A 22,558-nucleotide genomic window follows, 5' to 3' on the forward strand; every position below is an offset into this window, starting at 1 on the left:
TGAGAAAGTTTCTCAGTAGAGAGTCTGAATGCGTGATGCCAATAATTGCCAAGGAATCATTTCCAATGAGCGCTGATAAAAAAACACTATTAACAGGTCATCCCAAATTCTCCGCAGGCGCGTTTGCCGGTCTTGCTCACACGGAGGGGGATCTGGCTGCTTGGGAAAAGCTCTTTGCGACACATGGCGCCAGCGGAGTGAAGGACGTTGCTGGAGATTTCGCCGTCGGCCTCACGGATGGCAATGGGCGTACGATCCTTGCGGTCGACCGTTTCGCTGTACGCAGCCTGTGTTATCGGGTGGCGGGGGGGGGGATTTATTTTGCCTCGAGAGCGGATGAGTTGGCCGATGTTGATACAGAAATTGATGCTCAAGCGATCTTCGACTATCTATATTTTCACGTTATTCCTTCCCCTAGAACCATCTTCAAGAATGTCTACCGCCTACCGCCTGGGCACTACGCCGTTTTCGAGAATGGTCAGCTGGGACTTGGACGTTATTGGACACCTGATTTCCAGGAAGAAAAAAAGGCTTCATTTGACCAGCTTCGCACTGAGTTCAGGCATCTATTGGCAGAGGGGGTGCGTCGCCAATTGGACGGGAGCAAACCCGCCTGCTTTCTCAGTGGCGGAACAGATAGCTCCACCGTGGCGGGAATGATCGGGCAGGTCTCAGGGCAAGCTGCTGCCACCTATTCAATCGGTTTTGATGCCGAAGGCTACGATGAAATGGAGTATGCCCGCATAGCCGCCCGCCATTTCCATACTGATCACCATGAGTACTACGTGACGCCGGCTGACCTCGTGCGAAGTATCCCGGATGTCGCGCGCTTTTATGATCAGCCATTTGGTAACTCATCGGCTTTGCCAGCCTACTACTGTGCAAAAATGGCTCAGGAGGATGGGGTTACACGCATACTTGCCGGCGATGGTGGTGATGAGCTTTTCGGTGGCAATACACGTTATGCCAAGCAAAAGGTATTCGGTTTCTACGATCAGCTTCCGTCGGCACTGCGCCATACTTTGCTCGAGCCGCTGCTGCTCGGATCGCCGTTAGGAAAACTGCCTCTGTTGAGCAAAGGCGCGAGTTATATCCGCCAAGCAAAGGTGCCGCTACCTGACCGGACCCAGACCTACAACCTGCTATTCCGTTTTGGCGTTCATGATGTGTTTACCGCAGACTTTCTGGAAGGGGTCGACCAGGCAGAGCCTGTTGAGCAGCAGAGAGCTATTTGGGCTGAAACAGGGTCTGCCGTGCAAACAAATAAGGAATTGGCGTTTGACTGGCGATACACGCTGGCAGAGTGTGATCTGCCTAAAGTCGTTGGTACGGCCATGCTGGCCGGAATTGACGTTGGCTTTCCCATGCTTGATGCAGACTTGCTTGCCTTCTCAATGCGCCTACCTACCGAATATAAATTGAAAGGTTTGAAACTTCGCTGGTTCTTCAAGGAGGCTTTACGCGGCTTTCTCCCTGATGAAATTCTTACCAAGAAAAAGCAGGGGTTTGGGCTTCCGTTCGGTGTCTGGGTCACCCAGAACAACGAGTTAAGAGATTTGGCGGAAAACTCTGTCAGGGCCTTGGCGGAGCGAAAAATCTTTAAGTCGGAGTTTGTCGATCAGATATTCAAGCATTTGCGCGAACATCCTGGCTACTATGGAGAGATGATTTGGATTTCCATCATGCTTGAGCAATGGTTACGCGGGCATGATGACAAGTGCTCTGGTAGAAATAGCAGTTAATGCCAATAACGAGGTCCTACATGTCCAAATTATTTTCACTTGTTTTTCTGGTGCTTGCATCCGTAAGTGTTTCATCCAATGCTGCCGTCGAGGACTGCGGCGAGTTGAAAAACTACGGCGATATTGGGCCTTGGGATTACTCTGACCCATCAAGTTCAGCCTCTACCGGAGCAGACCCGATGGGGCGAATCAAGCGAGTTGAAAATGTCCATTTTAATTCGGATGTTAGGAGCTTAAACAGAAAACGGTATTCCATCGATCAATTGACCGCGGAGATTCACTATACACTCCGCATGTTCCCAAATCATACAGAGGCTTTGGTTTCTGTTTCCCGGCTGGAAAAAATGGCTGGTGGAAAGCTGCCTCAAACTTCAGCAACGATTTACACACCAAGGTTGTCAGCTTACTGCTTTTTTGATCGGGCCATACGGTTTAAGGAAAACGATAAGAATGTTCGTTTTGCCTACGCTATCCATTTGCATCAAAATGGAAAGTTTAAAGAGGCTTTGGAACAATATCTGCTAGCAGAGTCGCAGTGGGAAGATAATCGTTATTTCCAGTACAATCTTGGGCTGTTATATGCTGATATGAGAAACTGGGAAAAGGCTGTCGATTACGCGCAGCGAGCTTACAGCTATGGGGTAACCTTTCCGTCTCTGCGGCAAAGAATAGAAAAATCTGGGTATAAGTTAAACATACCAACGCCAAGCATTGGCAATGGTTTGAGTGAGTCGGAGAGTAATCAGGAGGAAAAAAATATTGGGGGTGGAGGTTTGAAATAAATTTAGTAGTCTTAATTTTTATCTGTTTTTTATAGAACTGGCTATTGTGGTTATTTCTGTATATAGCGGATGTTTGCTGGAGTAGATGGCTAAAATCCAACCGAGTGTTGATGAAATCATGCAGCCGATTACAATAATAAAATTTCCGGATTCGCTAGCAATTGTTTTAAATAAAAAGCAGGCGACTCCTGCACAAGTTGCAATGTATGCGGATGAGCTCATGGATATAGCCAACTCTTTCCATGAGAATCCGGTTAGTTTTCTTAGTGTGCGAATGACATAAGCCGCAATCAATAAGTCCCCAAATGCCATGGCTAGAGCTACATGGCTAAGAGAGTAAAAACATGCAATGAGCACCAGCAAGAGCTTCGCTGGTTGCCCAAATAGTTGGAAACGTAATGAGTATTTCGTTTCCCCCAAGCCAGCTACTGCTGAGCCTCCCACCACGGCGATGCTTAATCCAAGCATACCCATGCAGAGAATGCGGGCAGGTTGAATGCTTGCTAGCCATTGATTTCCATATAGAAACATCACTACAGAATCCATCGCTACAAAAAGAGACGAGAAGATTGGGAAGGTTAGAGCCGATACGTTATTGATTGTCTTGATGAATTTTTTGCCAATGTCCTGCTGTTCTCGATGGCTTTGGGCAAAATGCGGCATAAGCACAGGGGCCAAACCTTCCATAATGGTCCGATATATCAATCCAACCACCCCTTGGGCTCGCCCTAAAAAAGCGGTGCTTTCAAGGCCCATGGTCTTTCCGACAATTAGTTCTGGCCCACTTATGCCTGACTCCCAAAGCAAGGAAGCGCCACTAAAGCGCCCCCCTGTTTTTAAAATATGGAGCCAGTCGACAAAGTGCGGACGCAAACTTATTTTGCTATCAGAAAAATAAATTGTCGTTAATACTGTTGTTATGGTGCTAAATACACCCGCCCAAGCAAGGCTGACAAAGCCGAAGTCCAATAAGCATAAAGAAACAGAAGCCAACGCATGAACAATGGCTGCGCTGATGTTTATCTTTAATAAACAGTCAAACCGCATCTCTCGTCTTAGTAAGGCCGATGACAAAGCCCCAAAGGGTAGTATCAGAAAGTTTAACGATAGAACTATTATTACTTTGCTTACCCCCGGTTCTGAATAATATGATGCTGCATATCCATTAACCGACCACAATATAATTGCCAGACTCCAACTTGTCGCGAAAAGCAGACTCTGTGCTGTTTGGAGTCTATCTTTGCTTAGGTTTCGTTCCTGAATAACATAGTTTGAAATCCCAATGTCCCGGAATATATGTGAGAAAGATAGAAAAATGCTGCCGATTGAAAATATCCCAAACTCGGCGGGGGTGAGTAACCGCGCAATAATTATCGATGTGCAAAACTGAATTGCAAAAATTATATATTTTTCGCCAACTGAAAATAATATCGATTTCTTGAAGCTGCTCATTCGGTTTTAAGCTGCCTCTGTCTTTCTGACTGGGAATATGGCTTTAATGGCATGGAGTAAGTGTTTTCCTGATTTTGACCATTTCCATGCATTAATGTAAGCGTTTATTGATTTTTTTCGTATTTTCTTGCATCGATACATCCATCCCAGATCATCGTAGTAGCTTGATATTCGATTAGCCAAGAGTTTTTTTTCTTGTTGGTTTATTTTGTCTGATATTCTAATGAAATTATATTCCATTAGAATAAGTGCGTCCTCTTGGACTTTTATCTGATTGCGAGTGATGTTTGTGCCGTGCTGTCGATAACTGGCTAGCGATTCATCCAAATAAATCATCTGGCCAGAAAGACCTAGCCTTATCCACAAATCAGTGTCGTCGCAAACTTGGAAGCGTGTATCAAATGATAAATTATTGCGGCCAAATCGTTCGATCGCAATCATTATCGATATGGTGTGAATGGCTGCATATTTTATGCTTTGAAATGCAAAGAACCTTATGTTGCATATGTATTTTGATGTGCCAATGCCTTGTAAATATTGATTGGCCTCTACAGTGAAATTATCAAGGTATTTGTTCAGGAAATTTCCGTGCTCGTCTACCAAGTCAATATCGTGAAAGGCTGCTATGCATTCGGGGTTTTGAATTAAAATGCTTAAAAGATATTCAATTTTTTTTGGGTGGTAATAGTCGTCATGATCAAGAAAGCATACAAATTCGCCAGTGATATATTCAAGTCCCGTGTTCTTGGTGATTGCCGGGCGTCCACCACGTTGTTTTCTTTGTATGAGGCGGATGCGCTGATCGCGTGCTATATATTCATTGATTAAAGCAACGGTACCATCAGTTGAACAGTCGTCCACTAAAATTAACTCAATATTTTTGTAAGTCTGATTGAGTACCGAATCGATGGTGCATGACAAATATCGAACACTGTTAAAACAGGCGATAACTACTGAAACAAGAGGTAGATCTGGCATGGTTATATTTTCGTCAGCTAATACTGATCAGGCTACAGTCGGGTTTTCGGTGATTTTTCTAAAAATTCTCAAATAGCCTTCAAGCATAGATTTCGCTGAGAATTGATTGGAGACACGTTGCTGTAAATTTATGCCTCTTTTTTTTGCCCGATCGGGTGAGCGCAATGTCTCTGATATAGCTGCCGTCAATTCATCGATATTTCCATTGTTGAATAGCAAGCCAAAATCAGAGGAGGGAATTATTTCTGGTATTCCGCCAACTCTAGTTGCTATAACAGGGGTTTGACATGCGCCCGCCTCTATCAACACCAAGCCAAAAGACTCATATTTTGCAGTATGCACGAGGCAATTTGTGTTGCGCATCAACGATGCAATTTGATTCTGAGGCTTGTTTTCCAAGAAGGTTACACGAGTTTCGATGTTTAGCTTATTGACGAGTTCTTTTAAGTGCTTGAGCCAACTGCCGTTGTCGGTTCCGCCAACACAAACAATGTTGAGCTCTGGATATTCCGTGGCTATGCGCGCAAAGGCGGTTAAAAAAATATCTTGCGCCTTGATCGGAACATAATTTCCTACATTTAATAAGTAGGGCGTATCTATATGCGGCGGGGTAGGAGCGCTATTACGAGTGAAATTTTCAGAATCAATACCATTGTGAATGACATCTACGGGCTGATAGAAGAACTTAAGTTCTTCTATCCGGTTGGCCAGCGCCGCTGAGCAGGCTGTAATTGCATTAGTTTGTTTGGCAATTATTTTCCATCGCGGACTATCGGTGGCTATCGCACTTACATCGGACCCGTGGAAGGAGAGCACGAGTTTCCCCTTCCATAGTCCAAAAAACTTAAGCAAAGCCAGTGGATAAGCATTTAATGTCGGAAAATGAACGTTGACCGTAGTGATATTGTGTATTCGCAGGTCGTGTTGTGCGCTAATAAGGCGACGCAGCAAAGTAAGGATGTATCTGAAGGGGAGGTGACCGTGAGCAGAGGGGGGGGCTGGCAGATTCAAATGAAGAAATCGCCTGCCTTGCTCATCAGTTCTTTCGCCGCGGTCTATCCAGTCTTGAATGCCAATACTCGCCACGCCGGGAAAGCGGTTTTCCATCCCGCGCCATAGACGTTCGACAACAACGTCCACTCCACCCAGCATGTCGAACTCCCAGGGAAGATATAGAAGCAATTTCCCCGGTTTGTCTTTCGCCATTTTAGTCATCTCTATCGGGACGAGCGGTCAAGCCATAACGGGTTGGGCTTGAGTTCGCGATATCCATCATCAATGCATCTGCATAAAACTTTGTCGCCCAGTTTGGGTATTGCCATGGGTGATAGCCGCCGTTGATCGGGTGAGATCCTTTTATTCCACCGACGGTGTCTTTGTTCGGTCCGAGTAGTTGTTGGGTTTTTTTGACAAACGCTAGAACTTTTGTAGTGGCTTCCCGATACTTGTGGTCACCGGTTGTTTTGAATAGGCGTCCCCAATTGATGCCGAGTTGGCAATCTCCTGTCAGGCAAGACCAGGTAACTGTTGGTTGCCAATTCTTATTGAAGCGTCCGGGGAGTCTGCCATCGGGTGGGAGTGCAGTGAGCATCGCGTCGCCAATAGTACGTGCGGCGACAATCAAATCTTCCCGTTCTGCAGCTATGCCAATTTCGAGCAGCCCACGCATCGCGTAAGCAATTGTGTGGGTGAATGGTTGGGTGCTGTCCTGAAGGCAGTTCTCGGCCAGCCAGCCTCGTTCATTGCGTTGACTCATTGCCCAATCGGCATTTTTTAAGGCTGCGTTGAGATAGCGGCGATCACCGGTAATATCGAATACGCGAGCCAGGCTCCAAGCCGAGCGGGTGTTGTAGGTATTGATCTGCTTGCCGGTCATCGGGGAACCGAATTTTCGCCAGCATCCATCGTTATCCATGACTTCGATTAACCAATCGGCAGCTCTTACCGCCGCCTGGCGATAGCGCTCATCACCTTCTTCTTCAAATGCGCGAACCCAGCCAAAGATCACTTGTCCGGTGTTGAAGATAGTTGGCTGATCGGAGTCGCCTAGTGCACCAGCCAGAACGCCTCCGCTTGCGTGCTGAATCTCGATTTCCCAATCAGCCATCCTGCGTGCACGGGTTCGGGCATCATCATCGCCGGAAAGTGCCGCATAGCGATAGAAGGTGGGGATGATGTAGCCGGTTGTTTCCGGGTACGAAGGGGCCCAGCGCTGATAGCGAACCAGATAGGTTTGAGCGACACCGCTATTACCGGTGACATCCTGTGCATGCTTTAACCAAGCGATGGCTGCATCGAGGTGGATTCGATTGTCGGTGGGGGAGGTGAGTCCAAGCCCAAGCCGATCTTTCAAAATGAGGTGTTTCAGGTGGATGGTTTCGGCGATTCCCATACGCTTTCCTAGGAGATGAATGAGTTGGCCATTCAGGGGTGGTCAAAGAAATGAGTGCCTTCAAGGGCAAGTTTCTGAGCACCTGTCAGCAAGGCTTGAGCACGTATCCAAACCAGCGCGGTGTTGCCGATGCGTCCCCTGTGCAATGCCTGGCTACTCTCCAACTGCGCGATGAGTCGTTCCTCACGGCGTTGTTTATTGGCCAATGGGGAAATTACACGTAGCCACTGTGTGCTTTCGTTGCCGTCATAGTCGACTACCTTGCCAGCGAGCAGTTCGGGTTCATACAGCGGAGTCGGCAAGCTATCTACTAGGTGGTCTTCAACGAAATGGGTGAAGGTGAACGTGGAGAATGGGGCATCGAAGCCGAGGATTAAGGCGTTCCGCTCAAGTAGTTTGGAAAATGGAGATTGGGGGCCGAATGGGCGGTCAGTATCTTGATGCCCTGAAATGAAATCTTGCGCATCCTTTCCCCAGGCCAGCAAAGGGTGTGTCGCACTAAGGCTGCGGTGGACCCCTTCTGAACGGCGAAATACCTCGGAGACCAAGCCCATCATCGATGGGCTGCGGCGAACATTCATCGGTTTGCCTTTTGCCAACCATTCCGCCGAACTCATGTTGTGATATGGCATTGAAGTCATGACCAGCAGGCCATTATTGCCCACCGCAGTTTTTAGGGCCTTGATCAGATCGGCAGGCTTGTCGCGAAAACCATTGTGCTGATGCCATGACGAGTGAACGACCAAGGTTGTTCCCGATTCGAGTCCACATTTTCGAATTTGACGGACAACCTCCTCCGAACCATAAGCCCAGATGGTTTTTGTTAGAAGATCCTTGGTCAGGTGTTTTAGTCTGGGAATCATCAGCAGCCTTGAGTCAGAGTATGACTGGCGGCAACTTCATCAAGCAGGACAGCCAAACGTCGGGTAATTTCGCGGCGGTCAAACTGACTCAGGTACTCGTTATCGGCTTCCATTTTTTCCGGTACCGGTCGTGCCAGCCATTCACGCAGCATGGCTTCGCAGGCATCAATCGATTCTGCCGGAACGGCCTTGCCCAGACCAGCACGCTCAATGATTTGCTGAGTGGCACCGGGGTCGCACAAGGCGAAAATAGGACGACGGGCAGCGACGTATTCGAACAGTTTCCCTGGAATCACCCCGTCGGATGTTTCGCCAGTATCAACAATCAATAACAGGTAGTCACAATTGATCTGCGCGTCCATGGCCGCGTCGTAACTAACGTCTCCCGCAAAGTCGTAAAGGTGGGCGATGCCATGGCGGGTCAGTATTTCGTCGTAGCGTGCCCGGATATCTGCTTCTACACCACCAAGTATGCGGACCCGGATGTTTTCTATTTGCCCTGGGTCTGTTTTATGGATTCGCCCCAAGGCCTCGGCAAAGGCATAGCCTCGCCTGTTCTTGAAGAGTCGGCCGGTATAAACAAACTCAATCGTTCCTTGCCCAAGTTGTCGGGTGCGTTCGCGATTACCGTAAATGTCTGTGTCGTACCCGTTGGTTAGTGTTTCCCACCTGGCTTTGATGAGTGGGTGGAGGCGTCGCATATAAGCCGTTTTCGGCTCGGAGACGGTAACGATGACATCTGCCGCCTTTAGCAGCCGCTTTTCTATTCTGAGTTCGAGACGTTTTCTCCACTCAGGCAGCCATTCTCGCAAGACATCGCCAAACCAAAGATCCCGGTAGTCCACGATCCAGGGCAGGCCTGTTGCTTTGCGCAGGTCATGTCCGACGTAAGCGCTGGAGAATGGAGGAAGCGTGGTGTAGATCGCATCAATTTTGCGTGCGGCGCAAATCTTGATGCACTCTGCGGTGGCTGCTCGTGCCCACGGCAGGTAGTTGTCCGGTACGTGAACAAAAGTTCTTAGTAGTTTGCGAACAATCCCGTGTGCCCAATCGAGCAGGTTTGACTGAGGCGACGAGGCTGAAGTTTTTTCAGGAGGGCGACTTGCTGGAGTTGTTGGCTCCTTGGTCTGCGATACATCTCGCTTACGGCCTAGTAGGAGTTTTGCAAAGTCAGCAATTTTAGCTTCAATATCCGGGAGAGGAAGCCGAATGACCTCCACGCCTTCGGTTATTTCATCAAGCAGTTTGGGATCGAAATTTGGCTCTTGGCCAGATGGCGCTAGGGTGACGACCACAGCTTCCCAGCCATGAGCGCGCAGTTGCTCGACGAACTTGACGGTCCTGATGCGGCCAATGGTCTTCAGTGGCGGAAATTCTCCGGCAATCACCAACAGGGTTCGAGGGGGGGGGTTATGCATGAGAATGAATTAGGTTGCCAAACTATTACAAAGGGAATGAAATTGGGCGGCACGAGTGGTCCAACTATTTGCTCTGGCATGAGCGAGTCCGGCTTGCCCCATTTGCATTCGGAGTTGGTCATCCTCGAGCAGGCGGTTGGTCGCTTCGGCAATTTGGTGAACTGAGTTCCCATCAACCAGCAAGCCTGTTTCACCATTTTTTATTGCTTCTACCGCACCACCTGCACGGCCGCCGATTACAGCACGGCCGCAAGCATTGGCTTCCAGGAAGACCAGTCCGAAGCCTTCTGTATCACCATCAGGCATGGTCCGGTTGGGCATGATGAAGAATTCGGCGCAGCGATAGGCTGAAATCAGGTCACTTTCAGACAAGGGCCCCGTCAAGGTGACTGCTTGTTGTAAGCCGTTTTCTACGATCAGTGCTTCCAGTTCTTTTCTTTGGGGGCCTGCACCGATGAGAAGCAGGTGGGCATCCGGATGTTCGGTCAGGACAGAATGCCAGGCGCGTATTGTCTGATCAAAACCTTTCCGAGGAATCAGTCGCCCAATACTGACAACGATGCGTTTTCCAACAAGGTTCCGACGCTGGAGAAAGGAATGGTCGATACATCCGGGAGAGAAGCGTGTGGTATCTACGGCGTTCTCGATCAGATGAACCCGATTGGATGCCAAGCCCAATGCCAATAAGGCATTTCTGGTAAAACTGCTGACTGCAACAATGGCGTCTGCCCGAGCCAAATACTTGAAGCGTTTGTTGCCAAAGGATCCGGCATCAAATCGCGTCGTGATCTCTTCGCCATGAATGTAATAGATCAGACGGCAGCCTGTTAAATGACGGCAAAGCTCACCCAGCCAAGCAGATGAGTTGAGTTCGCCAATACACAAGACACCCACGTTATATTGCTTGATCAGTTGCAGCGTCTTTTGAACGAGACGCCATGCAATTGGAAAGTCGATGCTGAGTAAGCGCCAAGCAGAAATCAGTTTGTTGGCTGGCGGTGGCAAAATCGGTGGGCGTAACAGTTCAAGGCGGTGAACCGGATAGCAACAAGCTTTGTCGTGTTCTTCCCAGCCAGTGATGGGTTCGTTCCGGTCGTAGTTGTGGCGGGCCGCAAGAGCAATCATCGTATGCGGTGGAGAAAGTCGGCAAAGGCTTGCATACACGTTTGCCGAACCGCCATGGATCGGGGCAAAAATGTTGGCGACAAGTAAACAAGACTTTGCAGTGGCGGTATTCATGGTGGTTGGTCTTGGCTCAGTTAACTCGCTTTGACTGCCGCATCGTATGCTCAAGATCACTAAGAAGGCTTGGTAATAGATCACGAATCAACGCCGCAAGGGCCGGGCTTGCCTCCTCCTCCGTATGGGCAGATACCGATATTACGATGGCAGCACCATCGTCACCATGGCCGCGCAGCAGGTTGAATGCCTGAAAAAGTTTTGAGTGGACTTCGCTTTGCGTTATGTAACCGCCAACCCAATACAGGGTTGTGGCCAGCGCAACCGTGTCAGCATGAGTGTACTTTTCCGTCTTCAGGTTAGGTAGCAGGCTGCTTATTGAATGTAGCTTTCTGTTTCCTCGCCATTCCCAGGTTTTTGAAGATTCAATTTGGCTTTTAACATTGACCAGTTCTTGGCCTTGCTTTTGATTGCGGTAATAGGCGAGGTAAATCCTTGCAACCCCACCCGCATAAAGATAATCGCCCTGATGAATTGCTGTGGCACCTAGAAAAGATGGTTCAAGCATTGCCAATCCAGGCTCAACTTTGGGAAGCTTGCCCAGTGACTGGGATAAATCAAGTTGCAGCGGTAATTGCTCAATTGATGCGTGATTGACCATGTTGTCGGCCCCGAGGCGCCAACCGAATGCTATCGCTGATGATAAGAGTGCGGTGGCGATGATGCGGGGAAGGGGGGGCTGACTGACTTGGGGCGTCTCGTCAATTACAGGAGGTGTGTCACGCCAGCGGTCTCCGATCATGAAGGCGGTTATAACGACGACGCCGAATATGACCCAGCCAAATGCAAGATGCGATAGACCAAGGCCCCATTGGTTGTCCGTAAGGTGGGCAATCAAGACAATGGCGTAGGCGCGCAGCCAGTTGGCAAAGAGCGAAAGGAGAACCATCGCCGCGATAAAGATAAGGCGTTTATACCAGCGCTGATAAGTCAGATAGGCAAAGATCGACCCGACAAAAAATGATGTAAAGAGGTAACGAATCCCAGAACACGCTTCAATGACCGACCAACTGCCACTGGGGATAACAAAGTGCCTGTCTTGTTGAAGTACCGGGATGCCACTCAAGCGCAAGCCGACTACGGTGGCATTTGCGGTCCAGTCCATCAAGGTCGGTAGGATGTCATGGCCGAAAGGTATGGCAAAAAATAGGAAGCTTAGTGGACCAAGGAGATTCCTGAATGCTTGATATCCAAGAACAGCCCAGGTTGATCCAATTAACATGAAGACGATGGCGAACTGGGCAACTACCGCTGCGGATACTAGTTCGCCGACATAAGCAGCAGCGCCTGACAATAAGAAAAAGGCCAAGCCTGCATAAGATGGTGCGAAGGAAACTCGCCTTAAGCTATGACGCTTTTTCCAGGAAAAATAAGCAACTACAGCCAAAACAACGTAGCCATGAGCATGCGACGGTAGCTTTTCCCAAGACTCGACAACCAGAAGAGCGTGCTCGCGTAGCGCAAAAATAACGCTCACCCAGACCAGGCCCAAGGCAAGCCAAGCGGTTTGTCTGGACAAGGTTGATCGTGGGTTCCTCCCCGAATGAGTCGAGTTTGATGACGTGTTACCTGTCAGCATAATGGAGCGTCCTGTCCGCGTCGTGTCGGCAGTGCGTTCGTTGGACCTTGTTTGGGCATGATGTCCTTTGTCTTTTGCGCCAGATTGCTAGTCTGGTTTAAAGCCTCCTGGACGCAACGCTCAGTGCATAGAAGTATGACCAGAATGTAGTACGGCATATCCCAGTAGGCCAAACTCAGGAATGCGCCACCCACACAAAAGCCAATCAAGCTGACCTTGGTCATTGAGGCAAGGGTGTGAGCCCATTCAAGTTGCTCATGTCCGACTGTTAGCTTTGCAAGCCTGCCGGCAAGGGAGTAGGTTGCTATCCAGAAGGCAAGGTATAAGAACAATCCGATATAGCCATGCTCGCCAAGAACTTGAAAGTAGATGCTGTGGGCGACGATTACGAAATTTGGATTGGGGGCGTATTTCTGATAGATGATCGGCGAGTCGGTGACGAATCCGGCGCCAGTCAGATTCCCGTTGGCAATATTAACCGCCATTGTCCAGGCGTTTATTCGCCCCTGCGCAGAGTCATCTTCTTCATAGGTCTGAATGGTATTCATGCGTGTCGTCCACTCTTCAGGCATGAACGCAATCGCCATTACGCCGACGATCATGGCGACGACAAATAAAGCCAGCTTCGATTTGCTTCGCCACCAGAGCACACTGCCCATGGCGATCATGGCAAGTAGAGCACCGCGAGAGTGGCTGCCGAGAGCAGACAACAAACAGAGGAACATGGCGCCATACAGGAAACGCTTTGACCACTTCTCGGGAATCTTCGATATAAATGGTAGCCCGCGAAGCAGTGTCGATTGGGTCGCCAAATAGTAGAGGAGTGGCACAGTGATGATCAGGGCGACTGCCAGTTCATTGTTACCCTCGATGACACTGGCTGGCGGCCCCCATACGCGGGATCCGCCCCCGGTAAGAGCGGTGAAAATCCCACCTTTGATACCAAAGAATGCCAATGACCCGGTTACAACAACGATGAATCCCAGAATTTCCTCGCGAGTGCGTATTACCGCAGCGACAGGGAGCAGCATTAAAAGGACTTTTAGGACGAATATGTATTTCTCGAAGCTTTCGTCAGGAAAGACCGCCAATGCGGTTGTAATCCCCATCCAGCCGACAAAAGTCAGAAGAAGTGGAACGGGAAAGCGCATTGTCCAGCGAACCTGTTCCGGGTTGATGAGCATCGAAAAGAAGAGTGTCCCTGCTGCAATCATTGCTAGAGGAAGGGAGTAGGCAAATCCCCATCCTAGCCGGTGGGGATTCATCAAACCAACCCAGACCCAAAGCAACGCGGCGATATATGGGCGCCGGAGTGCCATGACGGCCCCACTGGCAAAGAGCATCACAATCGCGATGTCACGCATTATCGATAAGTCTCCGGTTTGTCATTGAGACCTTGAAACTTCTTGAAAAAGTTCAATCTGGGCTTGTGTTGTAACATCCCAGCCGAATTGCTTGGCGTATTCCCTGATGGCGATTTTGTCGATAGGTTTTGAAAAAAGGTCGGCATAGGCTGCAAGCAAGGCTTCGTCGTCGCGTCTGGACATTAAGCGTCCGACGGCGTTACTCCTGATAACTTCATTCGTGCCAGGAATATTGGTCGCAATGACCGGTGTACCGCAAGCCATGGACTCCAAGAGAACATTGGCCCATCCCTCTCGACTCGAGCACAGTAACAGCGCATCGGCTGCGCTATACCAGCATGCCAGTTCTTCGTTTGGAACCTGGCCAGCAAACAACACTCGTTCGGAGAGTTGATGCTTGTCTGCAAGTTCTTGCAGGGCCGAGCGTTCAGGCCCATGTCCGACAAGGACAAGTCGTTCATTGTTATTCAGCTTTGCCAGAGCCTTGATCGCGATATTGTGGCCCTTCAATTCAATCAAGTTGCCGACAGATAACAGAATGCGACAATTATTGGGAAGGCCGAGCCTGTCTCGCGCTTTCGTTTGCTCAATCGGCTGGAAACGCTCCAGATCAACGCCATTGCGCATGACGCGTAACTTGCTTGCCTCGGCTCCCAGTGAAGAGAGTACTTGCATCAAACCCGATGAGACGCCAATTGAAGCCTTTGCTTGCTTCGCCGTTTGAAGGATCAGACGCCGTGGTTTTGGGTATTGCGCAATCAGGTTCAGATCGCTGCCGCGAGCGGTAACGACAAACGGCTTCCCCAGCGCATGGGCAATGATTCCGGCAGCGACACCATCCGGATAGTAGTAGTGGGCATCGATCAGGTCGAAATCGAAACCGTCGCGAATAATTTTTCTAATGGTTGGCAGGGCTGAGCGTGCCAATGAGTATGGTGCAATGTTCATCCCCACTTTAGGGGGGAGCAAGTAGCGCGGGTGAAAAATATCAATGCTGTTTCTGTGTTCAATTTTTGGCGTCTCGGCGTATTTTCCGTATACACCGAATCTCTTTCCTTTGAATGGAAACCAGGGGACCGGTGCTACAACCTTGGTTTCCACCTGACCTGTTTGCAGCAGTTCACGCAGGCGCGTTTCTACAAAAACACCATGAATCGGTCTGGCTGCACTTGGGTACAGGGTTGAAAAGAGAAGTGTCCGGATTGGACGCGGCGTCGCATCGGTCACGCTTGTCGGCCTTGATCGGGTACGTTGCGCAAATTGCATTGCTGAGCGAGCGTTGCGACTTTTCGGGCGTTGCCAAGCCAAGTGAGTTCCTGGCAGGTGATCGTCTTATGTGCCTCTTGTGCAATACGGGAGCGCAATTCCGCGTTATCGCATAGCTGAGTCAATTTTGCCTGCAAATCGCCCGCCGAGCTTTCATCAAACATGAGGGCGTTATGCTCATCTTTCAGAATTTCTAGCAGGTTTTGTGCGCGTGGGGCGATGATGGCTTTGCCAAGCGCCATGTATTCCATCAATTTCAATGGCGAGGCATACGAGGTTACTGCAGGTTGTAAGGCAATATCAAAGGCTGCAACGAGCCCGGGGACCGCATCGCGATGAACCACACCGGTGAAGGTGACCCGATCTCCGACACCAAGACGATGGGCTTGGGCTTCTAGATCCTGGCGCACAGGGCCGTCGCCAACCACCAACAGGTGCGAGTTTTCGGGGGCATATTTGCTCGCCATCCAGTCGATAATGCGATCGACGCCATGCCAGTCCCTGACAAAACCAGTAAAGCCCAGTACCAGCGCGTTTGCCAAACCGAGCTGTGCTTTGGCAGTTGCAATATGTGGGGCAGATGCGAAATGTATTTCATTGATTCCATTGGGGATCACCGAAACTCTCTCATCGGGAACGCCATAGGCTTTGACATATTCGGCAAGAACGTGGGTTACCGGCAACACATAATCAGCACTTCGCCAAGCTGTGCCTTCCGCCCACTTGGCAAGCCAGGGTAGGGCGAGGCCGCCGCTATGCTGGGAGCGTTCGAAGACAAGGGGGGAATTGACTTCCAGTAAGAGCGGGATACCTAACCTGCGCTTGAGCATCGTTCCGGCCAGCAGATACAGGTTGTAGCGTTCGTAAATGACATCGGGTCTGAATTGGCGAGCAGCTGCCTTCAGCTTTCGATAGGCGTGCAGCGAGTAGGCGAGTTCAAGCAATTCATAGATTGCTTTGGGCAGGGCTGCCTTGAGGTGGTGAACCCAACTGACCTTGCCCCCCATTTCACCCTGCTCACCAACGTTCGGCGCGACGACCAGCACCTCGTGCCCATTGGCTCGTAGTGCCTCGATCATCTCGTCGATATGGACTGCCTGGCCATCCTTGGAGGCGGTGCGGTGGTGGTAGAGGATCTTCATGCGATGCTCTGTCGGATAGCGGCAGGATCGTTCATGACGCAACGCATAAATGCATCAAACATCAGGAGGGTCCAGATTGGCGTGCTGTGGTCACCGAGTCCGGATTCATGTTGTTCAACAATTTTCTTGATGACCTCGGGATTGAACCATCCTGACTCGGCAATCTGTCCCTTGAGCAGTGTGTCGCGAACACGTTGACGCAACGGCCCCCGAAACCAACGGGAAAGCGGGACGGCAAAACCCATTTTGGGACGGTACATGATATCCGGCGGCAATAATGGCTCCATGCTTTTCTTCAGCAGGTATTTGCTTTCGCTTCCGCGCATTTTGAGATGCGACGGCAGGGTCGCCAGCCATTCAACCAGTTGGTGGTCCATCAGCGGCTCGCGAACCTCCAGGGAGTGCGCCATGCTGGCGCGATCAACCTTGGTATTGATATCGCCAATGAGGTAAGTATGGAGATCGATGTATTGAATCAAGCCGAGCGGGTCGTCCGTGCCTGCTTTCTTGGCGTGGTCGTGAAATACGTTGAGTGCGCTGTAGCCGCCAAGTGCCGAGTTCAGTGATTCGCTGAATAGTCGCCGGCGCATTGGTGAGCGAATCAGCGACATACTATGAAAATAGGCTTCGGCGGAGGTCCGTGCCAGGGCTTCAAAGGTGGTTTTGGCCCGAAATACTCGCGGGGCCCAATCGGCTTTAGGATAGAGTTTGCCAAGCGTGCCAAAAAGCGGACGACGCAAGCCGAGCGGCAGCGCAGAACGCATGCTTTCTTCCATCAGGTGCAGGCGGTAGCGGCGATAGCCACCAAAACTCTCATCGCCACCATCACCGGATAGTGCGACGGTGACATGCTTGCGTGCCAGTTCGCAGACCCGATAGGTTGGGATGGCTGAACTATCGGCATAGGGTTCATCGTATAACCGGGCGAGCGTGTCGATCAGATCAAAGTCGTCGCTTTCGACCATGTCGAGATAGTGATTGGTCTGATAACGATCGGCCACCAGCTTGGCAAATTCAGTTTCGTTGAAGGCGGGGTCGGAAAAGCCGATCGAACAGGTGTTGACCGCAGTCTTCGAGAGACCGGCCATCATGGCAACGACCGCGCTCGAATCAACGCCGCCAGAGAGAAAGGCGCCGAGCGGGACTTCGGAGATCATCCGTAGCCGGATCGATTCTTCAAGTCGCGCAGTCAACTCGGCGCAGGCATCTCGATCGCTGATTGGGTTGTCGAGGGAGAAACGGACATCCCAGTACTCCTTCGGCTGCCCAACAGCTTGGCCGCGGCGCAAGAGCAGCGTATGTGCCGGCGGCAGCTTCCTGGCCTGTTTGAATATGGCGCGCGGTTCGGCGACATAGCCCAGCGCAAAATACTCCTCGATGGCGTAGGGATCGATTTCGCGCTTGAGGCCGCCGTGAGCCAGCAGAGATTTTAGTTCCGAGCCAAATAGAAAGTTTCCATCATCGAGGAGCGCGTAGTACAGCGGTTTGACCCCGAGGCGGTCACGGGCCAGAAACAGCGATTGCTGATTACGGTCCCACAAAGCGAAGGCAAACATACCGCGAAAACGGTCTACGCAGTGTTCCCCCCAGGATTCCCAAGCATGCACAATGACTTCGGTGTCGCTGCTGGTATGGAAAACGTGACCAAGTGCCTGAAGCTCGGGGATGAGTTCCTGATAGTTGTAAATTTCGCCGTTGAAGACGACGCAAACACTCTGGTCTTCATTGTAGAGGGGCTGCTGGCCAGTGGATAGATCGATGATCGACAGGCGGCGATGACCGAGCCCGAGGCCTGGTTCGACGTGCAGACCGCCTTCGTCCGGACCTCGATGAAACTGCGATTCGTTCATGCGGTGTAATACCGTACGATCAATGTCGCTTCTACCTCGGGTGTCAAAAATTCCGGTAATGCCACACATGGGATCTTCCTGTCAGGGCCTGAGGTTCACACTGTTGCGATGCAGTAGCTTGTCGTAGGTGCCCTGGTAGCTTGCGACCATGGCATTCATGCTGAATTTTTGTTCGACCAAGCTACGTCCGCTATGCGCCATTGATTGCCTGGTGTCGGCCTGTTTGGCCATCCGTATGATTGCTCTGGCCATCGATTCCGGGTCCGCAGCCGGGACAAGAATCCCGGTTTTGTCCGCCACAACAAGATCGGCATTGCCGCCGACATTGGTTGCGATTACCGGCAGGCCAGATGCCATCGCTTCCAGAATGGTGTTCGATATGCCTTCGGCCAGAGAAGGGAGGACGAAGCAGTCCAGGCCTCGCATGACCTCGGGGACATCGTTGCGCTCCCCGGGGAGCCAAGCCAGTTGGTCGAGGTCTGCAGCATCGAGTAACTGCTGGCACTCTTCACGCAGCGGCCCATCACCGACCAGGATGAGGCGAATCCGTTCTTTCAGTTGAGGCTCAATCTCCAGCGCACGAATGAAGGCCCGGACCAAAGTCGGCTGATCTTTGACTGTCTGCATGCGACCTACCGTGCCCAGCAACCAGTGAGTCGGGCGAGCAAACGGGCAGCCGGGAATCGATTGATCCGGTTGGCCAGGATGAAAACGCGAGCAGTCAACGCCATTGTAAACTTGGAGCACCTTGGTCTGTGGAACGCGAATTATACCGTTCAGATATTGGGCGAGGTCGCGCGAAAGTGCGAGGTAATAACTCACGAATGGGCGATAAAAGCGTCGGACCCGTTGGTAGGTGATATTGGATCCATCCAGATCGCCAATGTCGCGACCGTGTTCTCCATGAATGCGAACCGGAACGCCGGCTAACCAGGCCGGTAATTGAACTTCAAGTGCCGCTAGGTTCCGGCTATGGACAATCGCTGGTCGTAATTGCCGAAAAAGCCGGAATAGCTTTGGAAACAGCCATATGCCATGGCCTGGCGGCTTGTGCAGTGAAACAAACTGAACATCATCCCGCTGGATGCGATTGCGAAAATTAGTGACTTCCGTCAGCGCGATGATGACATGCCGATAGCTGCCGGCAGGCATATGGTTTATCAGGTTAACGATGCCATTTTCCAGACCGCCTGTATCGAAGCGGTACATCACGTGGGCGACGAGCGGCCGGGTGTCGTTTTTCATTGCTCACCATCGAATATGTCAATTGATCGGCACCTTGCTCCCGCCCGGGATGGCATACCGAAAAGCGGTCTGCTTCCCCTATGAAATATTAGCTCCCAAGCTTGCCGCCACTGCATGCCATTGCTGGAGCTTGGGGCCTTCATGACGACTGGCGTGACAGGTAGGGATCAATACGATTCATGTGTGCATCCCAACTGCAGTGTTCAACCACCCGGGCGCGAGCCGCTTCACCGATGGCGTTGCCGGCCATGGGTGACGCAAGCTGCGAATCAATGGTGTCGATGAACTCGCTTGCGTTGCTGGCGACCAGCAATTCCGTGCCTTTCACTGCGTCGACCGCAGCAGCGCAGTCGGTCGTCGCGACGACCGGGCGAGCCATGGCCATGGCTTCGAGAATCTTGTTTTGGATGCCGCGGGCGATGCGCAGTGGTGCGACCACGATGCCGGCATGTTGCAGGTAGGGGCGTACGTCTGGGACCGTACCCGTGACAACAATATGTTCGCTGGCCAGGGCCTGGACTTCCGGTGTTGGCGAACGACCGACAATATAGAAACGAACGTCTGGCCGGCGTTGGCGCAGTGCGGGGAATACCTCATTGGCGAACCAGGATACGGCGTCGACATTCGGCCAGTAATCCATCGCTCCGGTGAATACGATGGGGGTTTCCCCCGTGGCGTATGGGGACGCCCGTTCCGACGAAGGCGAAAAGTAGTCAGCATCGACCCCGTTGCACATGGTTTCGGTGCGTACGCCGCATTCCGGTGCCAGACGCTTGAAGAGGGCAACTTCGGCATCGGTGACGAAAAAGGAGCGTACTGCCTGGGCGGCGATCAGCCGTTCGTAGGCCAGAAGCTGTTGTCCTTCACGTCGGTAGAGCCAGGACATTGGCCAGCGATGCTTGGGGGCATACTGTGTCCACTTGGCGGAATCGACGTCGACAAAGTCGATCAGCACCGGCATGCGCCGTTTGTCTTCAATATATTGAGCCATGGCTGAACTGAAAACCACTGTCGCATCAATTTTGTTCAATCGACAGGTCGTGTCTACCCAGTTTTGCAGCGCCGCATCGCGATAATAGCGAAGCGTCAGGGGCTCCCCGGCGAGGAGGCCATTGAGACTGCGTATTTTGGCCATGCGCGGGTTGAGTTTGGCGGCATGGAGGTCGGCGCACATGTTCCGTAGTGTGGCAATGTGCGACTCATCTTCCGGGTCATCAATGAAGGTGCCAAGAAAGACCCGGTGCTGTTTGAGCAGATGCTTTAAAAGATTGTACGAACGTACCTTATCCCCCTTGTTGGGGGGATAAGGTAGGCGATGGACAAGATAAAGAATATTGGCCATCTATTCCTCTAGCCAAGATTCCGGACGATGTGCGGTCCCAGCCAGTTGGCGAGCCCTATCGGCATTCGCCGCCAGGCTTCGATGAACAGTTTGTATTTGGCATTGTTGGGATTGTTCTGGGGGATGCTGTCACGCTTGTAAAGGCAGTATTCGTAATGCAGTTGTTGAGGTTCAAAGCCCCAGTTCTTCTTGAAAGCGTAGGGGCCTGTATCCTTCTTACTACGGCCGTAATCAAAAACTTTGAGGCCACGCTCACAAGCCCGGCGCATCAATTCCCAATACTTGAAGTCATTTGCTGCCAGGTTGCGGGCGCTTTCATCATCACCCGCGTAATAGGGCAGGACTTCGTCACGGAAGTAAAACGAGAAAACGCTGCTCAATAACTGGCCATCGGCCGAGGTAACGGTCAGGATTTCACAGTCATCGCCGAAAACACGCATCAAGCTATCGAAGTAGCGCTTGGGCAGCGCCGGGGTGCCGTGGCGATGCACATTGTCGGCGAACAGTTTGAAAAAGTGCTCACTGCTGCGGTCGACCGTGCTAACAAGGCCATTTTTGATGCCTTTGCGGACCATGGCTCGCTGTTTGCGGGGAATCGCGAGCATGTTTTGTTCAACTTCTGGCAGGATTTCCTTGCGAAAAGTAACGTATAGATCCTGGGTCGGCCAATCATTGGTGTGATGCGGTTCGATATTGCGGAACTCGAGATGCCCGACACCAAGTTTCTGTGCGAGTGCCTTGGCTGCCTCTTCCAGTGCCTGCAAGGCATCCGCATTTTGGGCTGCGACCCCACCGTAGACTGCAAAGGGTAGGGCAATCAGTGCATTGCCAAAAAGCAGGCTGTTAACATGCGCCAGCGGCAACACCCCTTGAATTTCGCCACCATGCTCAGCGTAGAGGAAGTAGGTCGGGTGGCGAAAAACTTCGCGCAGAATCTCCTGCCAGCCTGAGCGATGAAAGAACGTGGCGCTTGGGCAGGCGAAGACAAATTCATCCCAGCGCTGCGCATCGACCGGATCGGAAGGGGATAGCTGCTTGATGATCATGATGAATCAGGCCTTGCCAAGAAATAGGTGATCCATCCGAGTCCATGAAAAATCGGCCAGCAGGCGGCGCAGACGATGCTCCATCTGGCCAATGTTTACGTAGTGGCGGAAACGCGTTTTGGCGCTGATGTTGGGGATACGAGGCTGCTCGCTGTCAATTTCCCAGGGGTGGAAATAAAACACTGCCGGAAGCTGGTCTACTGCATTCACGTGGTGAATCATCCAGCGCGACAGGCCGTATGGCATCAAGCGGAAATATCCACCGCCACTGGCTGGCCAATTGCGGTTGAAGAAACGCAAAGTAGTTGCCGGAACTTCCAGCATGTTGCCTATTTTATGGGCGTGACGTGGGGCATCCGGCATCCCGTAATGGTCGTGGCGAATGGGATAAATGCTTGAGCTATAGCGGTACCCGGCACGCTCAAGGCATTCAAAGGCCCACAAATTTTTTTCCCCAATCGAGAAGCTCGGGGCTCGATAGCCTTTGACTTCATAACCGGCGAGGTCTTCAAGAATCAGTTTGGCGACCTGAATGTCTGCGAAAAAAGCTTCCGGTCCCTGATCGCTTGCCCGTTCATGTCCGTAGCCGTGACTGGCTAATTCATGACCATCGGAAACAATCCGCCGGATAACTTCAGGGTAGCGCTCGGCAATCCAGCCCAAGGTGAAAAACGTGGCTTTGGTTTGATGATCATCAAGCATTGCCAGAATGCGATCCACGTTGCGTTCGACGCGGCATTCACGAATAGCCCAGTCACTACGCGGGATGTGCGGCGCAAATGCAGAGACCTGAAAGTAGTCCTCTACATCAATGGTCAGGGCATTGCTGGCAGGGTGAGCTTGCATTGGCGTCTGCAA

Annotated in this window: 18 protein-coding genes; 2 read left to right on the plus strand and 16 right to left on the minus strand. The window is 51.3% G+C overall.

What is annotated here, in order from left to right:
- Positions 1–65 precede the first annotated feature (65 nt).
- Together AT959_RS06830 and AT959_RS21060 are read left to right on the plus strand one after the other, a co-directional pair.
- Complete coding sequence (locus AT959_RS06830; RefSeq protein WP_066882335.1) at positions 66–1,742, plus strand: asparagine synthetase B family protein; 1,677 nt, start codon at positions 66–68, stop codon at positions 1,740–1,742.
- A 20-nt stretch (positions 1,743–1,762) separates the two neighbouring features.
- A complete protein-coding gene (locus AT959_RS21060; protein WP_157651236.1) occupies positions 1,763–2,524 on the plus strand; it encodes a hypothetical protein in 762 nt (253 codons plus the stop codon).
- An 18-nt stretch (positions 2,525–2,542) separates the two neighbouring features.
- Here AT959_RS21060 and AT959_RS20415 read toward each other — a convergent pair whose 3' ends face one another.
- From AT959_RS20415 to AT959_RS06900, 16 genes are all read right to left on the minus strand, one after another.
- Positions 2,543–3,976: an oligosaccharide flippase family protein gene (locus AT959_RS20415; RefSeq protein ID WP_083518255.1), complete on the minus strand. Its 1,434-nt coding sequence runs from the start codon at positions 3,974–3,976 to the stop codon at positions 2,543–2,545.
- Between the two features lie 6 nt (positions 3,977–3,982).
- Positions 3,983–4,954, minus strand: coding sequence for a glycosyltransferase (locus tag AT959_RS20420; protein ID WP_083518256.1), 972 nt, complete (start codon positions 4,952–4,954; stop codon positions 3,983–3,985).
- Between the two features lie 27 nt (positions 4,955–4,981).
- Positions 4,982–6,160 (minus strand): glycosyltransferase family 4 protein, encoded by a 1,179-nt coding sequence (locus AT959_RS20425; protein ID WP_169795454.1) that lies wholly within the window; start codon positions 6,158–6,160, stop codon positions 4,982–4,984.
- A gap of 1 nt (position 6,161) precedes the next feature.
- On the minus strand, positions 6,162–7,346 hold the full coding sequence (locus AT959_RS06840) for a beta-L-arabinofuranosidase domain-containing protein (RefSeq protein ID WP_066881980.1): 1,185 nt from the start codon (positions 7,344–7,346) through the stop codon (positions 6,162–6,164).
- 32 nt (positions 7,347–7,378) lie between these two features.
- The gene (locus AT959_RS20430) at positions 7,379–8,209 is read right to left on the minus strand and encodes an AAC(3) family N-acetyltransferase (protein WP_083518258.1); all 831 of its coding nucleotides are present in this window, start codon (positions 8,207–8,209) and stop codon (positions 7,379–7,381) included.
- The gene (locus AT959_RS06850; RefSeq protein ID WP_240481773.1) at positions 8,209–9,597 is read right to left on the minus strand and encodes a glycosyltransferase; all 1,389 of its coding nucleotides are present in this window, start codon (positions 9,595–9,597) and stop codon (positions 8,209–8,211) included. The genes AT959_RS20430 and AT959_RS06850 overlap by 1 nt, the downstream gene beginning before the upstream one ends.
- A gap of 39 nt (positions 9,598–9,636) precedes the next feature.
- Positions 9,637–10,866 (minus strand): glycosyltransferase family 4 protein, encoded by a 1,230-nt coding sequence (locus tag AT959_RS20435; protein WP_083518259.1) that lies wholly within the window; start codon positions 10,864–10,866, stop codon positions 9,637–9,639.
- Between the two features lie 16 nt (positions 10,867–10,882).
- On the minus strand, positions 10,883–12,385 hold the full coding sequence (gene xrtA / locus AT959_RS06860) for an exosortase A (protein WP_169795456.1): 1,503 nt from the start codon (positions 12,383–12,385) through the stop codon (positions 10,883–10,885).
- A 53-nt stretch (positions 12,386–12,438) separates the two neighbouring features.
- On the minus strand, positions 12,439–13,809 hold the full coding sequence (locus AT959_RS06865) for a putative O-glycosylation ligase, exosortase A system-associated (protein WP_066881990.1): 1,371 nt from the start codon (positions 13,807–13,809) through the stop codon (positions 12,439–12,441).
- Positions 13,810–13,830: 21 nt separating this feature from the next.
- Positions 13,831–15,036 carry a glycosyltransferase family 4 protein gene (locus tag AT959_RS06870; protein ID WP_240481769.1) on the minus strand — a complete coding sequence of 402 codons (1,206 nt, stop codon included), beginning with the start codon at positions 15,034–15,036 and terminating at the stop codon, positions 13,831–13,833.
- Entirely contained in the window at positions 15,033–16,217 is a 1,185-nt protein-coding gene (locus AT959_RS06875) for a glycosyltransferase family 4 protein (RefSeq protein WP_066881992.1), read from the minus strand. The genes AT959_RS06870 and AT959_RS06875 overlap by 4 nt, the downstream gene beginning before the upstream one ends.
- On the minus strand, positions 16,214–18,136 hold the full coding sequence (locus AT959_RS06880) for an XrtA/PEP-CTERM system amidotransferase (protein ID WP_066881994.1): 1,923 nt from the start codon (positions 18,134–18,136) through the stop codon (positions 16,214–16,216). Before AT959_RS06880 ends, AT959_RS06875 begins: the two co-directional genes overlap by 4 nt.
- A gap of 12 nt (positions 18,137–18,148) precedes the next feature.
- Positions 18,149–19,312 (minus strand): TIGR03088 family PEP-CTERM/XrtA system glycosyltransferase, encoded by a 1,164-nt coding sequence (locus AT959_RS06885; RefSeq protein ID WP_066881996.1) that lies wholly within the window; start codon positions 19,310–19,312, stop codon positions 18,149–18,151.
- Between the two features lie 139 nt (positions 19,313–19,451).
- Positions 19,452–20,654 (minus strand): TIGR03087 family PEP-CTERM/XrtA system glycosyltransferase, encoded by a 1,203-nt coding sequence (locus tag AT959_RS06890; protein WP_066881998.1) that lies wholly within the window; start codon positions 20,652–20,654, stop codon positions 19,452–19,454.
- A gap of 8 nt (positions 20,655–20,662) precedes the next feature.
- On the minus strand, positions 20,663–21,700 hold the full coding sequence (locus AT959_RS06895; RefSeq protein WP_066882000.1) for a FemAB family XrtA/PEP-CTERM system-associated protein: 1,038 nt from the start codon (positions 21,698–21,700) through the stop codon (positions 20,663–20,665).
- Positions 21,701–21,706: 6 nt separating this feature from the next.
- Positions 21,707–22,546, minus strand: a complete 840-nt coding sequence (locus AT959_RS06900; protein WP_066882002.1) for an XrtA system polysaccharide deacetylase — start codon at positions 22,544–22,546, stop codon at positions 21,707–21,709.
- Between the last annotated feature and the right edge of the window lie 12 nt (positions 22,547–22,558).

The sequence above is a fragment of the Dechloromonas denitrificans genome, from assembly GCF_001551835.1.
In the GTDB taxonomy this organism is placed as follows: Bacteria; Pseudomonadota; Gammaproteobacteria; order Burkholderiales; family Rhodocyclaceae; genus Azonexus; species Azonexus denitrificans.

Coding starts and splice junctions, on each gene's coding strand:
- AT959_RS06885 (WP_066881996.1), bottom strand. CDS start 19,312: ATGAAAAACGACACCCGGCCGCTCGTCGCCCACGTGATGTACCGCTTC.
- AT959_RS21060 (WP_157651236.1), top strand. CDS start 1,763: ATGTCCAAATTATTTTCACTTGTTTTTCTGGTGCTTGCATCCGTAAGT.
- AT959_RS20430 (WP_083518258.1), bottom strand. CDS start 8,209: ATGATTCCCAGACTAAAACACCTGACCAAGGATCTTCTAACAAAAACC.
- AT959_RS06865 (WP_066881990.1), bottom strand. CDS start 13,809: ATGCGTGACATCGCGATTGTGATGCTCTTTGCCAGTGGGGCCGTCATG.
- AT959_RS06890 (WP_066881998.1), bottom strand. CDS start 20,654: ATGGCCAATATTCTTTATCTTGTCCATCGCCTACCTTATCCCCCCAAC.
- AT959_RS20420 (WP_083518256.1), bottom strand. CDS start 4,954: ATGCCAGATCTACCTCTTGTTTCAGTAGTTATCGCCTGTTTTAACAGT.
- AT959_RS06830 (WP_066882335.1), top strand. CDS start 66: ATGAGCGCTGATAAAAAAACACTATTAACAGGTCATCCCAAATTCTCC.
- AT959_RS06900 (WP_066882002.1), bottom strand. CDS start 22,546: ATGCAAGCTCACCCTGCCAGCAATGCCCTGACCATTGATGTAGAGGAC.
- AT959_RS06895 (WP_066882000.1), bottom strand. CDS start 21,700: ATGATCATCAAGCAGCTATCCCCTTCCGATCCGGTCGATGCGCAGCGC.
- AT959_RS06880 (WP_066881994.1), bottom strand. CDS start 18,136: ATGTGTGGCATTACCGGAATTTTTGACACCCGAGGTAGAAGCGACATT.
- AT959_RS20425 (WP_169795454.1), bottom strand. CDS start 6,160: ATGGCGAAAGACAAACCGGGGAAATTGCTTCTATATCTTCCCTGGGAG.
- AT959_RS06875 (WP_066881992.1), bottom strand. CDS start 16,217: ATGAAGATCCTCTACCACCACCGCACCGCCTCCAAGGATGGCCAGGCA.
- AT959_RS20415 (WP_083518255.1), bottom strand. CDS start 3,976: ATGAGCAGCTTCAAGAAATCGATATTATTTTCAGTTGGCGAAAAATAT.
- AT959_RS06840 (WP_066881980.1), bottom strand. CDS start 7,346: ATGGGAATCGCCGAAACCATCCACCTGAAACACCTCATTTTGAAAGAT.
- AT959_RS20435 (WP_083518259.1), bottom strand. CDS start 10,866: ATGAATACCGCCACTGCAAAGTCTTGTTTACTTGTCGCCAACATTTTT.